Annotated in this window: 15 protein-coding genes; 9 read left to right on the forward strand and 6 right to left on the reverse strand. The window is 65.6% G+C overall.

Going from position 1 to position 14,286, the window contains the following annotated elements:
* Nucleotides 1–20: 20 nt before the first annotated feature.
* Nucleotides 21–2,207 (reverse strand): alpha/beta hydrolase, encoded by a 2,187-nt coding sequence (locus ACFV0T_RS12965; protein WP_385777600.1) that lies wholly within the window; start codon nt 2,205–2,207, stop codon nt 21–23.
* Nucleotides 2,208–2,298: 91 nt separating this feature from the next.
* Here ACFV0T_RS12965 and ACFV0T_RS12970 point away from each other — a divergent pair, with 91 nt between their 5' ends.
* Nucleotides 2,299–2,547, forward strand: a complete 249-nt coding sequence (locus ACFV0T_RS12970; RefSeq protein ID WP_385777602.1) for a hypothetical protein — start codon at nt 2,299–2,301, stop codon at nt 2,545–2,547.
* Nucleotides 2,548–2,576: 29 nt separating this feature from the next.
* On the opposite strand, the gene ACFV0T_RS12975 is transcribed toward ACFV0T_RS12970, so the two are convergent.
* From ACFV0T_RS12975 to ACFV0T_RS12990, 4 genes are all read right to left on the reverse strand, one after another.
* Complete coding sequence (locus ACFV0T_RS12975; RefSeq protein WP_385777605.1) at nt 2,577–2,999, reverse strand: hypothetical protein; 423 nt, start codon at nt 2,997–2,999, stop codon at nt 2,577–2,579.
* A 216-nt stretch (nt 3,000–3,215) separates the two neighbouring features.
* Entirely contained in the window at nt 3,216–3,692 is a 477-nt protein-coding gene (locus tag ACFV0T_RS12980) for a hypothetical protein (protein ID WP_385777607.1), read from the reverse strand.
* A 56-nt stretch (nt 3,693–3,748) separates the two neighbouring features.
* Nucleotides 3,749–4,735: a hypothetical protein gene (locus ACFV0T_RS12985; RefSeq protein WP_385777609.1), complete on the reverse strand. Its 987-nt coding sequence runs from the start codon at nt 4,733–4,735 to the stop codon at nt 3,749–3,751.
* Nucleotides 4,736–4,788: 53 nt separating this feature from the next.
* Nucleotides 4,789–5,436 carry a hypothetical protein gene (locus ACFV0T_RS12990; RefSeq protein WP_385777611.1) on the reverse strand — a complete coding sequence of 216 codons (648 nt, stop codon included), beginning with the start codon at nt 5,434–5,436 and terminating at the stop codon, nt 4,789–4,791.
* A gap of 609 nt (nt 5,437–6,045) precedes the next feature.
* On the opposite strand from ACFV0T_RS12990, the gene ACFV0T_RS12995 reads away from it, so the two are divergent.
* From ACFV0T_RS12995 to ACFV0T_RS13025, 7 genes are all read left to right on the forward strand, one after another.
* Complete coding sequence (locus ACFV0T_RS12995; protein WP_385777613.1) at nt 6,046–6,642, forward strand: hypothetical protein; 597 nt, start codon at nt 6,046–6,048, stop codon at nt 6,640–6,642.
* 387 nt (nt 6,643–7,029) lie between these two features.
* Nucleotides 7,030–7,347 carry a hypothetical protein gene (locus tag ACFV0T_RS13000; RefSeq protein WP_385777615.1) on the forward strand — a complete coding sequence of 106 codons (318 nt, stop codon included), beginning with the start codon at nt 7,030–7,032 and terminating at the stop codon, nt 7,345–7,347.
* Nucleotides 7,348–7,368: 21 nt separating this feature from the next.
* Nucleotides 7,369–8,178 carry a hypothetical protein gene (locus tag ACFV0T_RS13005; RefSeq protein WP_385777618.1) on the forward strand — a complete coding sequence of 270 codons (810 nt, stop codon included), beginning with the start codon at nt 7,369–7,371 and terminating at the stop codon, nt 8,176–8,178.
* Between the two features lie 71 nt (nt 8,179–8,249).
* Nucleotides 8,250–9,506, forward strand: coding sequence for a mucin-2 (locus ACFV0T_RS13010; RefSeq protein ID WP_385777621.1), 1,257 nt, complete (start codon nt 8,250–8,252; stop codon nt 9,504–9,506).
* A 67-nt stretch (nt 9,507–9,573) separates the two neighbouring features.
* A complete protein-coding gene (locus tag ACFV0T_RS13015) occupies nt 9,574–10,113 on the forward strand; it encodes a hypothetical protein (RefSeq protein ID WP_385777624.1) in 540 nt (179 codons plus the stop codon).
* Between the two features lie 160 nt (nt 10,114–10,273).
* On the forward strand, nt 10,274–10,936 hold the full coding sequence (locus ACFV0T_RS13020; RefSeq protein ID WP_385777627.1) for a hypothetical protein: 663 nt from the start codon (nt 10,274–10,276) through the stop codon (nt 10,934–10,936).
* Nucleotides 10,921–11,949 carry a hypothetical protein gene (locus tag ACFV0T_RS13025; RefSeq protein WP_385777629.1) on the forward strand — a complete coding sequence of 343 codons (1,029 nt, stop codon included), beginning with the start codon at nt 10,921–10,923 and terminating at the stop codon, nt 11,947–11,949. Before ACFV0T_RS13020 ends, ACFV0T_RS13025 begins: the two co-directional genes overlap by 16 nt.
* Nucleotides 11,950–12,055: 106 nt before the next feature.
* Here the strand turns inward: ACFV0T_RS13025 and ACFV0T_RS13030 are convergent, their stop codons facing one another.
* Complete coding sequence (locus tag ACFV0T_RS13030) at nt 12,056–12,934, reverse strand: hypothetical protein (protein ID WP_385777632.1); 879 nt, start codon at nt 12,932–12,934, stop codon at nt 12,056–12,058.
* A gap of 635 nt (nt 12,935–13,569) precedes the next feature.
* Here ACFV0T_RS13030 and ACFV0T_RS13035 point away from each other — a divergent pair.
* Nucleotides 13,570–14,277, forward strand: a complete 708-nt coding sequence (locus ACFV0T_RS13035; RefSeq protein WP_385777635.1) for a hypothetical protein — start codon at nt 13,570–13,572, stop codon at nt 14,275–14,277.
* Nucleotides 14,278–14,286 lie beyond the last annotated feature (9 nt).

Raw genomic sequence — 14,286 nt, forward strand, 5'->3', positions numbered from 1 at the left:
GTGGCTCCTCCCGGGATGTTCTAGGAAATGAAGTTGGCGATTGAGTCCACGACGTCCCCGCCCTTGTGGAGAGCCTTCTTCCCGGTGTCCAGACCACTGCTGAGCATATCTCCACCCTTGTCGACGGTCTCTTCGAAGGCATGGTCGACAGAGTTGATGATTTCGGTGCCGTCCCGGACAAAGGAATCTGTGGTGGACTGCACTGATTTGGCGATGTCGTCGGCGTTCTTGAATGTGTGGGAGGGGTTCAGGATGGAGTCTCCGATTCCCGACACCACCTGCCCGCCGGTGTTGATGGCACTGCCAGTCATGTCCGCACCGGCGGCAAAGACGCGGCTGCCGTCTCTTCCAAGGCTGTTCGCCAGCGCGGAGCCGTCGGCAGAGATCTCTCCCCAGCCATCGCTGACGATGCCGTACAACTGGCGGGTGTCGTTCTGCAGACGGTCGAACTCCATGACCTTGACGACCGGCCAGGTTGCGATGTGGAGCGAGGCCTTGGCCGCCAGGGTTGCGGTCCCTGCGGCAGCCGTCGCCAACCAGTCCGGGGCCCCCTTGTCCTTCGCCGCCTTGTAGGCCTGTTTGTACGCGAACCGGGACGCGAGAGCGTTGACCTCGCCCATGAGTTCGTGTGGCTTCACCCGGTCCAGCATGTTGTGCTTGCCGAGGACCGAGTGGATGGGGCCCACGACGTCGATGAATTTACTTCTGCCGTTCAGTAGACCCTGCACGATGGGGTCAAGGTCTGCACCCATCTCGTTGACGGCCTCGGGCGGTACCTTCTCGTGCAAGAAGGCGACCAGGTCGCGTACTTCTTGGGCGCCTGGCATTTCTTGGTCGAGTGTGGTGTGGGTGAAGGTGAGCTTCTCGGCGCCGCCGAAGAGGACACTTCGCATGTTGTTCAGGGACGCGGTGCCCCTGTCGTAGTACATGGAATGTCCGGTGGCGCCGTCGGTTCCGAGCCGGATGATGTCTTTGAAGTCCGCCGGATCGTCTCCGTGTCCCTGAGTGTAGGACACGGGATCTTCCCTGGCGCGCATCACGTAGAATTTGGTGTTGGGCATGTGGAAGTCCGCGGCCGAATGAATATTCGGCCCTAGGCCCGGGCTGCCCATGAACGTAACGTTGTCGATGTTGGTCAGCCCGTCCTGCAGGGCCTTGCTGGTCACCAGTGTTCCGTAACTGTGGGCGAAGATGCTGGTCTTCGCATCCGGTTGTAGATTCACGGATATGCTTTGGCGGAAGGCGTCGAGTCGACGTCCGCCGACCTCCGCCTTTTCTGCGTCAACGGAGTCGCCGATCTCCGGGGTGTCATAGCCGAGCCAGCTGACCACTGCGGTGTCCGGCTGTTCGAAGCCGTGCTCGTCCGATGCTAATTGGTAGCCGCCAGCGGTGAAACCGTTGAAGTTATCGAGACGGTTCGTGATACCGGGGACTCGGAAGGCCACGTTCTTGGCGGTTTCCAGGTCGCCGACAACTTCGGCGACCCTGCCGTCGGGAAATGGGGAGGATTTCGGGTCGGCGGTCGAGCCGAATTTGGCGTCGAAGATCAGGAATTGCCGGGGTACTTCAAGCTCTCTTGGTTTACCCGTATTCGGGTCCCTGATTTTCTGGATTCGCGGGCTGAGGAAACTGCGGAGGGTGTCGACGCGATCCTTTGTTCGCTTGTATGCGGGATCGTTCGTCGCCATTCCCTTGAGGTGCTCAGACTCCTCGGTGTACTCATTCTGGATAGAAATTCGGTTGGCGGCGAAACGTACGTTGACCGGGACGCCTTCGAGGTTCCCGACGAGGCTGGGGTCGGCGACAGCGAGTGCTGCCTGCTCCTCCGGGGAAAGCGTGGCGAAGTAGGTCTTGACCGCTTGGGCCTGCTCCTGCGATGTCTCGCCCTTATGGGAGGCAAGGACGAACTTGAGACCCGATTCGAACTTGTCGCCCGCGCCCGGCTTCCTGGCCAGGGACGTCGGCAGGCCGAACTCCGAGAGTGAGCTGAAAGGGGATTCGGAAGGGGCTCTGAGGATCTTCGCGCGTCTGCGGAGGTCGGTGGCGGTTTCACCTAACCAGTTGGCAATTGCGGGCAATCCGGACACGTCTGGGGTAACACCTAATGCGGATGCTCGGGACTTCAAATGCGGGATCTCTCCCGCCTTGTTGTCGAGGGACTTCGCCAGCCGATCTAGCATGTCAGGATCCGCATAAACCAGGGCCATAGTCTAGTACGCTATCCCATCGATAGGATCTGCAAGGCGGGTTTCGGCGAACCGAATCCCGATGAGAGTGCGGATGAAATGAGGATTTCCCATGGGGGCAAAGGACGACGCGGGCAAGATTCGGCAGCTTGCGGAGGACGTCCGGAAGTTGCTCGACCAGTCGATCGAGATCGCGGCGGACCAGCAAGCCAAAGCGGATGAGCGCTGGCAGGGCCCTACCGCTGAAAAGGTGCGTGGCGAACTGAAAGTCAGGAAGGGGCGGTTGGGTTCCATGGCCGACGACCTTGAAGGGTCCGCCGCCACGCAGCGCAGCAAGGAGGATGAGGGCGGGGGGAACTGACCCCGCTCACTCCTCGTCCTCTTCGATCGTCATTCCTTGCGCCAGTCCGGGTTCCGCAGACAGTCGGTGACCACTGTGGCGCCGAGGGTCTGGGAGACCTTGCCCGAAGTGAGCTTGAAGGGTGAGGCCGAGACGGCGACCGTGCCGTGCAGGCCGGATTTTTTCAGGTACTGCATGTAGCCGTCGGGATGGCCGGCAGGGGTGGTATCGGATCGCTTCTCGACGGTCCATCCCCGGCTGGACAGCTGCTTCACGACCGCCTCCACCAGTTCTTTGGACTGCCGTGTGTCCGAAGGAGCGCCGGCGATGGTGACGTCGAGCGATCCTTTTCGCTTGCTGCCGTCCTTGCTGTCGAGGATGTCGAGGCCGCCGCAGTCGTCGGCACTTGAACTTTCGTCCAGTTCCGCGTTGGGCATCGCCGCTTTGAGGGCGTCTGCGACATCGGGTTTCATCGCAGCCAGCGCCTCGCTGTAAGTAGGGCCGGAGGTCGTCTGCTCCTCCTTCCTGTCCTTGCCGGAGGCCCCGGGCAATGCGGAACACCCCGCGACTCCGCATACGAGGGCGACGGCGACCGCGACCGTCCTCCCCATGTGGTGTGCTCGCATCAGATAGTTCCCCTGTACGTAGACCTGTGGTGCGAAGATGTGCGCGGCGGTGCTGCCGAGCGGTCAGGGCGCGCTGCAGACGGTGTCACCCTCGAAGGTGAGGCCCTGGTTAGCAGCGGTGAGAAGCCCCTCTGCGAGGTCGGCCTTGGCGATCTTGGCTGCCTGGTCCTCGCTGTCGGAGACTTGAGGGGTAATCGTCCACCCGTGCTTTCCGAGGTAGGCGGTACTCCTCGTGAGGAGTTCCTCGTTGGACTGTGCCTCGTCAGGGTCCCAGCCGGCGATTCGCACGGTGGACTGTGTGCCTGAGCAGCCGGAGCCGCCGGCCGCCTTGCCGAACTCGTCCTTCGGGTAGTCGGCCTTGGGCGTGGCCGCCTTGATCGCCGTGTGCAATTCCGCCGACAGGGCTGCCTTGATCTCGGCGATGTTCTTGGACTTCGACGGGTGCTTCGCGGACTCGGCATCGTGGCCCGCGCACGCCGAGAGCGAAAGAGCTGCGGCCGCGGCGATCGCGGCGACGATCGGGACAGAACGGCGGTTCACAGTGCACTCCCAGCGGAGCGCCTGGCACTCACTCTGGGGTGCCAGGGCCTCCAGGCTCAGCGGTTGACGGACTGGATTTCCTGGACCTTGATGTTTTGCGTGTCCCCGAAGGTGCCGTTGGGAAGCTGCGTCGGACCGGGGTTACCGGTTCCGGACCAGGTGATCTCCCAGGTGACGGTGGCACGGATCGAGTACGTGCCGTTGCCCGAGGATCGCAGGTAATTGATGCCGCACGGCGGAGTCCGGTCGGCCTTGCCCTTGGCGTACGGCTCGCCGATGGATCCGTCGACACCGAACCTGCACTCGCCGCCGGCCGGGTAGGTCTCTGCGTCCCGGGTGCCGGGTTCGAGCTTGAGGGAGACGGGCTTCGCCGTGGTGGTGGCCTGGATATTGAGGCCGCCGACGTTCAGGGCGGCGGTCACCTCGACCGGCTTGAACTTGGACCCGTCCAGCCAGGCCCAGGTCGGGAGGTTGACCTTGGTGACGTCCCTCGGCGCGAGGGTGACCTCGGTCTCAGGGAGGTGCAGCCTGTCATAGGCGAGTTCGGCGAGCACCTGCGGGGTGACGGCGCTCGGGACGTCGGGCGTATCACCGGTCTCGACCCAGAACGGCTGCTTGTCACAGGCCTGGGCCTCCGGTTCCATCCACCGGTCCTCGTCACGGACGGCAACCCACCAGTTGCCCTCGTCCGCCTTGTCGAGGTTGTAGTTCTTGTACTGACCGTCCTTGTAGGTGGTGCGGAACTCGCCGACGCTCGACTTGGCGTAGTTGGCCTGGCCGGGAGTGTTGAGAGTCTCGTCGTACATGTCCTCGACGTACTTCGAGAACTCCGCCGCACTACGCGGCTCGTACCAGCAGGCCGGCGGGCTCCAGTTGCCCACGGGGGTGACGTTCCCCGAGCTGCCGCCGTCGCTACCGGAGGTGCTGCCGGAGAAGCGGACCATGGAGACGAGGTCGCCGCCGGACTGGCCACCGGTCGTCTCCGTCTTGCTGCCGTTCGACTTGCCTGGCGGGCCCCAGCCCGCCATCGCGGCATTCGGCATCAGCGCGCAGACTCCTGCCATTGCAACGACAACGAGCCACCTGTTGCGCCGGGTCAAGGCGTGCACGTCTTGCTACCCCGTTCGGACTCGAGTTTTGTGGTCTGCCAAACGCCCTGTGCGTTCTTCTCCAGACGCGTGCTGTACAGCACGTAGGCGTCCTTAGTGACTGGCGACTTGTCGACCTTCTCCGTCTTGCGATTCTTGTTGAAAGCCTTGCTCTCGTCCGAGCAATAGGTCACCGCCGCAGACGTCTTGTCGAAGACGCTGATCTTCGGCACGTAGTAACGCACCGCACCCGTGAAGGTGGATCCCGCATCGACGATCGACTTGACCCAGTCCTGGCTGCCCGCGAGAGCCGTGTCCGCTTGGTAGAACTTCAGACTCGCATCTTCGGGATCGCCTTTGACGACCGCGTGTGTGACCGCGGACTGCGCATGACCGGCGTCCGTGAGGATCGTGTCCTTGGCCGTGTCGCCGGTCTTCCAGCTCTCGAAGGTTTCCGTGATATCGCTCGGAAGTGAGAGGTCAGGCCGCGCGATGTCGGCCGTAGGAGTCGGCGACGCCGTCCGTGCCGCGCTCTGCTCCGCGCCTGAGATCTTGTCGTGGCCCTCGGACGAGTCGCTCCCACTGCCGCAGGCCGTCAACAGCGAGGCTGCGGTTGCGACCAGCGCGGCAGCAACGGGCAAAGAACGGCGTTTCACGGTCGTCTCCCGGTGGGGGTGGGGTGAGTGGCAAGTCAAGGACAGCGACGTTACCGGTGCGGTTCTTGGTTTCGCCAGGGCGGACTCGGCGGAGTGACGGGCAACTGCAAAGCACTTACCGAAGCGAGGCCCGCATTGCGGCCGCAAGCGGTACGAGCCGATGTCGTGGCCCACTGTGCGGGGTCGCAGGTGTCGGATGGCGCACCTTGGCTGATGAGGCGGCGGGCGAGGAGACGCGGCATCTGCATGGTGACCAGCGTTCCCGGTGAGTCCCCAGACGCGCATGAGTAGTCATGGACCTGAATTCCTGACGGGCGCACGCTGCTGGGGCCCACACGGGCGGTGCGATCGGGGAGCCGGCGGCTGCTATGGCCATGCGGTGTGCCGTTCGGCCCATGGTCCGAGTCGGCGGGCGTGTCACCGGCACCGGCTACTGTGTGCGTCCGGAAACCGCCGAGCAGCGCTGCAGGTCGGTAGTCCGGAATATCGACGGGGTACGTGGGAGAGCAGAGCTGTATGGGGCCGTACGAGATGCCGCCGGTCGCACAGGCCGAGTCGGCGACTGAAGCCATAACCACTGCCGCAACTCCGCGTCGCACACTCAACAGTTTGAAGTGGGCCATCCTCATCCCGGCGGTGGGGGTTCTCGCGGGGGCACTCGGTCAGTATCCGTACGGGATGTGGGTCGGGGTCATCATCATGATGGGGGTGGTGGCCGCCGCTGCGATCGTCGCGGGCGGCGTCTGGCATCGGGCGGGGGCAGCGACACTCGCGTCCGTTGCCGCACTCGCACTTCCGTTCTTCGCCGGGCCCGCGTTCTACGAGACGTACGTCAAACAGCTCGGTGAGCGTGTGCACGGTGTTGTGGCGGACACCGGAGAGCGCCGGGGCGTGAAGAAGAGCACCGAGTTGTCCGTCTGCCGGGTTGTCGACACATCGGGTGTCGTGCGGGATCTGTCGGAACAGCAGAACTGTTACGGCCAGTTCAAGGTGGGGCAGCACGTCATTCTCTTCAAGGATCCACTCGGAGCGCTGGGCCCGTGGATCGAGGCCATGCCCGGTGACCGAGCCCTTGATGGCGTCGGCTTGGCGACCACAGCAGGGCTGTTCGTGGTGACGGGTTCAGCCCTCTTCTATGCCGGGCAGCGGCGTCTGTCCGAGATCGACCTGCTCCGCAAACATCAGCTCCAGAGAAGGCGCTCCTGACCCTCGGCTTGCCGCGGTTTGTCAGTGGTTGGGCGGGCCGTGTCGTCATCGCCGGGGGCGCGGTGCAAGGTCCTTTTGGGGGTGGGCCCGGGGCCCGCGCGGCGGAGTTCCTGTTGGCTGTCGCCGATGGGGGCGGCGCGATGCGGCGTGACGTGATGGGTGTCTTGTGCAGGGCGTGAGGGGGCCGCGTGAGGTGCGCTATGCGTATTGATTACTCTGGCTTTACTGTGGCTTGATGCGGGGCTCGTGGTCTGTGCTGCGGTTGCTTGCCAGGGGTGCTGGAGTCTTTTCCGGTAAGTCCTTTTCGGCTGCTTCGGTGGGTGCGGAGCTGTGTGCCGTATGTCCGTAGTGCGGCCAAGTCCCGGAGAAACGAGAGGCGTCGGACGTATGAGCGGGGTTCCCTTCGAGCTTCAGCGTGCGGCCGCGTCCGCCAAGGGGCCGCGGGGCGACGTCTTTTCGTGGACCTACGCGCAGTCGGGCAACAAGCGTGGTCACGAGCTGGTCCGGGACGGCGCGGGCGTGCGGATGGCGCGTTCGAGCTGGACGAATCCGCGGACCATCACCGGGACCTGCCTCGGCACGGCCGATGCCCTCGACATCAGCCTCGCGCTCGTTCTCGAGGGCGTGTACACGCGGAACCTCTCGACACCCGGTGCGCTCGTGTCGCTGCCCGGGCGATTCCTCAATCGGTTCAACGATCTCTAGATTTCAGGGGGACACCACAGAATGCCTTCGATAGATGCGGCCCGACGCCGGCTGCGGCTGTCCGACTCCCATGTCAGCGTGCTGGGCCTGCTGGTGGAGGAAGGGCGAATCCCGGAGGAACTCGTATCCGCTCGGGACGAGTTGAGTGGAGCGAAGATCCTGGACGCCGAGGGCAAGATCTCGGCCGACCTGTATCCGCTCGTCGCTACGCTGATGGAGCCGCGAGTCATCGCCCGGGTCGAGATGACCGGTCCGCAGGGCGTCACCAGCAGTGGTGCCGTCGTCGGCGACGACTTCATCTTCACGCACGAGAACTGGCCCGGCGAGGCGGAGTCCGAGTACGTACCCGCGGAGCCCGAGACGCTGGTCTGGGCCCTGGCCCGGATGGTCGACCTGCACCGGGACTTCACCGCCGAGGTCGACTCCGGCGAGGTCATCGCCTCGACCATGGGCACCCTGGACGACGTACTGGAGCGTATGGAAGCCGGTGAGTTCGAGCAGCCGGAGGCCATTGCCGAGGCGGCCGGAGCACCCGTACGCCTGGCCGAGGTGCTGGCCCAGCTGAACTGCATGTGGCGGATCACCGTGGCCTGGCAGGGGGAGGGGCCCACGCGCGGGAGCGGTGGACTTGCCGTCTCCGCGCTGGCGGTCTGGGACTGCGGACTCGAGGGGTACTGGCTGCGCGAACTGCCCGCCGAACCCGTCGTCGAGGGCCAGGTGGACGCCGGCAGCGAGCTGCGCGTGCGCCGCACCTCGGCCAAGGAGCTCTGGCGGATGATCACCGATCTGCTTCCGGACGGGCCGCAGCTCGCCGAGGCCGCGGCCATCTGAGGCCTTGCCCTTGACAGTTCTGTCCTTGTACGGCGTAGCGCAGTAGACGATCACGGGGAAGCACGGGGAAAATGAGCGACAGTTCCAAGCGCATGGGCAATCCGTCGGACCTTGAGCACCTGGCCAAACTGCTCGACGGCAGAGGGAATCTGCGCGACCGGCTGGACGAGGCTTTCACCCGGGCGGCCGGCCTGGGGGTGCGGGACAAGCTGAGTTCTCTCAAGCCGATGATGCACTGGACCGACGACACCGCGGTCGATCTGCGGCGACGTGCGGCCATCCTGCGCGCCGAGGACGGCGATCCGCGGGCCGCCGCGCTGTACGCCGGCTTCAAGCCGGAGGACCTCAAGGGCGCGACCCTGCCGCCGGAGGCCATGCTCATAGCCAACGCCTCAGTCGCGGGCGGGGACAAGTTCGACGCGGGCTGGCTGAAGCGCAAACCGGGTGAGACGTACCAGGACTGGTTGCAGCGCATCCCTGGCGATGCCGTCGCGAAGGTCAGCGGCAACGAGAATCTCGGCGAGGTCGTCGGTGACTACATCAACATCACCGCGCTCGCCTCGACCGTCCCGGGCGCTTTCAAGATGGCTGCTGCTGGCACCCTCGGCCTGGTCAAGTACTTCAAGAGTCTCAAGACCCCTGGCGAGGTCAAGTTTCTGAAGGCACCCGGTACGACCCTTGCGCAGATCCTCAAGGGGCGGCCGCCGTCATACATTCCCGGCAGCATCGCCCGGCTCGGTGCGAGAATCGGCGCACGCACCCCAGCGCCGATTCTCAACGTGCTTACCGGAAAGGACGGCCTGGCGGCACTTGCCGGAAAGGAGTTCGCCTGGGAGGCGAACCTGCTCAAGGTGGGGAAAAACGCGTCGGCGCTGAGCAAGGCAACCGGAGCGGGCCGTATGGGTGCCTTCGCCTCCGGAGCCGGAGCGGCGATGCGGACGGCCGGTTTCTGGCGCGCGACCGGTATCGGCGGCAGCATCCTGGCCACGGGCATCGGCGCTTTCGATGTCTATCAGGAAGGCAATCCTGTTGATGCGTTCAAGCGGGACAAGGCCGGATACGTCGCGAAGGTGTCCGGCGTCGCCTTCAATGCCTCACTGACAGCCGCCATGATCGCGCCCAACCCCGTGACCATCGGCGCGGCCGTGGTCACCGGCGCCGTGTACGGGGTCGCCACCATCGTCGACAACTGGGACACGGTCAAGAAGTTCCCGGGGAAAGTCGCCGACGCCGGAGCATGGACCGGTAGGAAGATCGGTGAGGGGGCCAGCAAACTGGCAGACGGTGCGAAGAGCATCGGTAATGCCATCGGCGGACTCTTCGACTAAATCGGGTGAAAGGCACATGAACGGATTTACGTTCGAGCTCCGACGTTTCACGAACACCGTGACGTCGATGAATCAGCACCACGTGTCCTTCTGGCGAGGCGACGTCGGGCGGTTGGGGCCGGTGGAGCTCGTCGTTCCCGCCCTTGAAGTTGTTCCCGTCGCCGACCGGAGCAGCCGCAAGGGTGCGATGGTGACCGGCGACAACATCCCCCCTTCCACCTTCACGGGGCTGCCGTACGGCGGACGGCCTCGGCTTGCCCGGGGGCGGCTGAGCGTCGCCGGGCGGGACGCGTCCTTCTCTCGGCGGACGCTGCGTACGAGCAGAGGTGGCCGAGCGCTGAGGGTCTGGGCTGTGGGGCGCGAGTACCGGTACCGGGAGGAGGGGGACCGGCGGCACCACGTGCTGGAGCGGCCGGAGTCCCGGGTCGTCATGACCCGTTCCCACTGGACGGATCCGCAGACCATCTCCGGATCGGCCGAGGGAGCCGTGGACTCCGTCGACATCAGTGTCGCGATCCTCTTCGAGGGTGTGTACACGCGCAATCTGTCACTGCGGGGGGCGTTGATCTCAGCACCGGGGAGGCTCATGGACCGGCTGGGCGACTGATGCCCGCCACCGCCGCGCGTGCGTCAAGTGCTTCTTGCGTGAAGGACACTTCACGAAGTTCACAGAGTCGCATCAGTGCCACAGGGTACTTGGCCGCGCACACGTTCCTCGTGGAATCATCCTATTGCGCACCGATCAACTACCACGGGGGACGAACGTCATGCTGACCAAGCGACAGAGGGCGGCCACGGCCGGTCTTCTTGCTGCCGTCGCCTTTGCGGTGACTGGTTGCAGCAGCGATTCGGGCGGCGGCTCGGACGGTGACAAGATCGAGGGTGCCGGTTCACAGGAGAACAGCTCCGCTTCGCCGTCCGCCTCCGCTTCGGCCGAGAAGAACGCGCCGACCTTCGCCTTTCCGGCGGACATCAAGGTGACGGTCGAGAACGATTCGACCGGGGATGCCGCCAAGGACGCGGTTCTGCGGGACGTGGCGCATTCGGCCCGGACCCGCCTGGAGGCCTTCGCCAAGGGCGACGCCCGGACCGCCAACATGAACCGGTACTTCGCGGCGTCCGCCCTGACCTACTGGACCGAGCGGGTCGCGTCCGTGAAGAAGGACGGGCTCACCGTCTCGGGCGACTACCGGTTCTACGGCTTCGAAGTCACCGACATCGAGAACGGCAAGACCGCCGCGGTCCGCTACTGCGAGGACCAGAGCAAGGGATACAGCAAAGAGATCAAGACCCAGAAGGTGCTGCACACCAACCCCAGCGACCAGGACTACATCCTTTACACGCTCCAGGCGTCCAAGGACTCCGCGGGTGATTGGCAGGTGCAGCGCCAGAGTTGGAAGAAGGGGGACGCGTCATGCGTGCAGGGATAGGAGCAAGGATCGCCCGCCCGGTGCTCGGAACGATCGTGGCCGCCGGGCTCGTCGTGGTCGTGGGAGTGAGCTTCCCGGCGTACGCGGGTGACGGCCAGGTCGGCGGCGGCTCCGGAAACACCGACGAGCCCGCCCCGGACTCCGGCGCCGACTCAGGCAAGGGCACCATCGGCGCCCACATCCAGATCCACCAGAGCAAGACCGGGTCGGGCGGCGGTTCCAGCACCGCCACTTCCTCCAACGCCAACTGGAAGCCCCCGGTGTGCTGGTACGAGCCGATGTACGACGCGGACGAGTACGAGAAGTTCATCAAGTCCGCGTACAACGGCGCCGGTGAGCCCGCGGCGAGCTACGCCGAGAAGCGGGACAAGGAGAAGTACCACAAGGGCGACGACGGTCTGTGGTGGCAGGTGAAGTTCCGTGACGACACCTACACCGAGGCCTGCCCGGTCACCACCGACAACTGGGAGATCTGGGTTCCGCCGGCCGACCCCCGGCCGGACCCGAACAAGCTGACCCCGGAGATCCTGTCCGAACTGGCCTACAACTCGACCAAGTTGCCGACCCCGCCCGTGGTGCTGAGCCCGGGCGAGGACCGGCTCGTGGTCAACCTCGGGACGCGGGTGAAGTTCGCGGGCGACTTCGACCGGGTCTGGACGACCGCGAGCATCGACTACAAGGGCGTACGGATGGCGGCGACCACCGTCGCCACCCCCGTGGCCCTCAAGGTCGACGCGGGCACCGCCGACGCCGATCCGCAGACCTGCACGTACGACCTGGTCAAGGGCAACGGCGGCTACACGGTGGACAGTTCGGACGCGGGCTGCAACGTCACGTACCGCCGTTCCTCCGGCGACGGCACCTACCCGTTCAAGGCGTCGATCACCTGGAAGGTCACCTGGACCGACTCGGCCGACCCGGACGGGCCGGCGCGGCAGCCGGGGCTGCCGGACGGGCTGTCGACGTTCGAGCAGAACGTGACCGTGCACGAGATCCAGGCCGTCAATCGCTAGGAACGAACGCGCCGACGCGGCGTGGCCTCCTCGTCCCCGGCGAGGGGGTTCACGCCCATCCACGGGGCCGACAGTCCCGGTCACCGACCCCGTTGCCCGGGTGGAGTCAGGCGGGTCCCTCGGTGAACAGATCCTCGGCGGTCTCAGCGGTCAGGGCGTTGGTGAGCCATGACCGGAGTGTGTCGAGGTCCGTGCACTCGGCGATCCGCTCGCGGACGTGCTCCGGGACCTCGATGCCGCGTGTGGTGAGGATGAGGAGGATGTCCTCGGCCCGGCCTTCCGCCCGGCCTTCGGCACGCAGACGCTGAGAGGTCTCTGAGCGGAAGAAGGAGAGGTCGACGGACATCAGTTGCCTCCAGGTCTCGGCGGCGGGGCAGGTGCCCAGACCGAGTTCGGTGAGTTCGGCGAAGATCCTCGCGGTCTCCTCGTCGACGGTCTTCAGAGCCGTGGCCAGGGCCTTCAGTATGGCAGGAGCATTCGGTTCCTTACCATGCGTGACCGCGCTCAGGGTCGCGAGTGGGATGTCCCGGGCCGCGGCGGACGGATCGGTGATGGTGGGCACGTTGTGGGGCCCGAGGACGAGGGCGCGCAGGGTGAGCGCGGGCCATTGAGCAGGGCCGATGGCGAAGGGCTTCGCCGCCCACGCGGCCGTTGCCCTGTCCTGGCATGTCACCAGGAGAACAGGCGGAATGCCGTACTTCGCGTACAGGTGGGCCACGTAATAGGCCCAGCTGGCAGGTTTTCCGGGGTCCTTCTTCCCCTGTGCCTCGACGATCAGGAGATGGCTCTCGCCCGACGCCGTGTCGATTTTCAGAAGAGTGTCCACGCGCCGTTCCGTGGGTCTGGTCTCCGTGAGGTCCGTGGGCATCAAGGACACGGCGACCGGGTCAGGGAAGGGCAGATCGAGGGCCCGGAAGGTCCGGGCGAAGACCCCGGGATCCTCCTGGAAGATGCGGTGCATCGCCTCGTGGGATGAGCTGACCATGCGGTGGACGGTAGGGGCGGTGGCCGTGGAGCGTCCGGCATATGCCGATGGTTCATCCGTTGTGGTGACGGTCACCGGTCCGCGTCCCGAGAGTCAACTCGCCTCCCGCGATGAGCGCGTACGGCCGTGAGGGCGAAGGTCGTGGTCGGGATAGGGTCCGCGGGGCCGTGCGCCAGGCGGCGTTGGTGGTGAGCAAAGTGCACGGCGGGTGGGATTCGGTCCCCCGTGAGCGAATCGTGCAGGCCTCGTGGCCGGTAGGTGACGAAGAGTCGGGTGTGCCGCCGGGCGGCCAAGATGTCGGTGCGGCAACAGATTCGCAGCCGCACACCAGACGGGGGCCGCTCGGGCGTCGGGCCCAACTGGGCTGTCTGCACGACCCGTTGCAGTTGGATAACGACGGGTACGGCGTGGTTCGCGGGGCCCGACTCACCTTGAGGGGCTTATGTGCGGCTGATACCGTGCGATCGCTTGACACTCGCCTTCGCGTCGGCCAATTGCCCGGATCGGGCCCGATGTCCGGGGCACCCCGCATGCGGGGCCACGAGGAGAGTGTCCGGATTTGCGATGAATGCTGTAAATGCAGTGGATGCAAAGAAATTGGCAGACGATTTCTTGGTTGTACGGGGAGCTGTTGCGTGAAGATCCAGGAGCGTACGGGGGCGGGCGCGGGTCGTTCCGCGGGGCCGGTTCAGCCGTCGGTCGGTGACCGGCTTCCCACGCCACCGCGTGAACGCAAGCCCGCGCTGGCCGCGCTGGCGGTGCTGCTGATCCTGGTCGGGGCGCTGGGCGCGACCATGCTCGTGCTGCAGGCCGGAGACCGGGTCGAGGTCGTCAAGGTGACCAGGGACATCCAGCCCGGCGAGTCCGTCACCGGCAGCGACGTCACCTCCGTCATGGTCGCCGACGACGACAGCATCAACTACGTCAAGTGGTCGCAGCTCGGCGCTCTCAAGGAGCTCAAGGCCAAGACCACGATCTACAAGGACACGGTCGTGATGGGGCAGATGTTCGCCGAGGGCGAGAGCCTCCCCGCCGGGAAGGCCTCCGTCGGCGTCGCCCTGAAGGAAGGCCAGTACCCGTCGGACATCAAGCCCGGCGACACCGTGGCCGTCTACAACGTGGACACCAGCGCCGCCTCGGACAAGTCCGAGTCGACCTCCACGGCGTCCGGCGGTCTCATCGTCGACAACGCGAAGGTCAACACCAAGGCCGAGGACAGCGACGCGACCGTCAGTACCGGCAATCTCTCGCTGACGCTGCTCGTCGACCAGGCCGATGCCGCTGCCGTCGCCCGCAGTGCCTCCGCCGGCGCGGTGGCTGTCGTGCACGTCTCCGGCAACTAGAAGGCGGCA

The organism is Streptomyces sp. NPDC059582, from assembly GCF_042735715.1.
Lineage (GTDB): Bacteria > Actinomycetota > Actinomycetes > Streptomycetales > Streptomycetaceae > Streptomyces.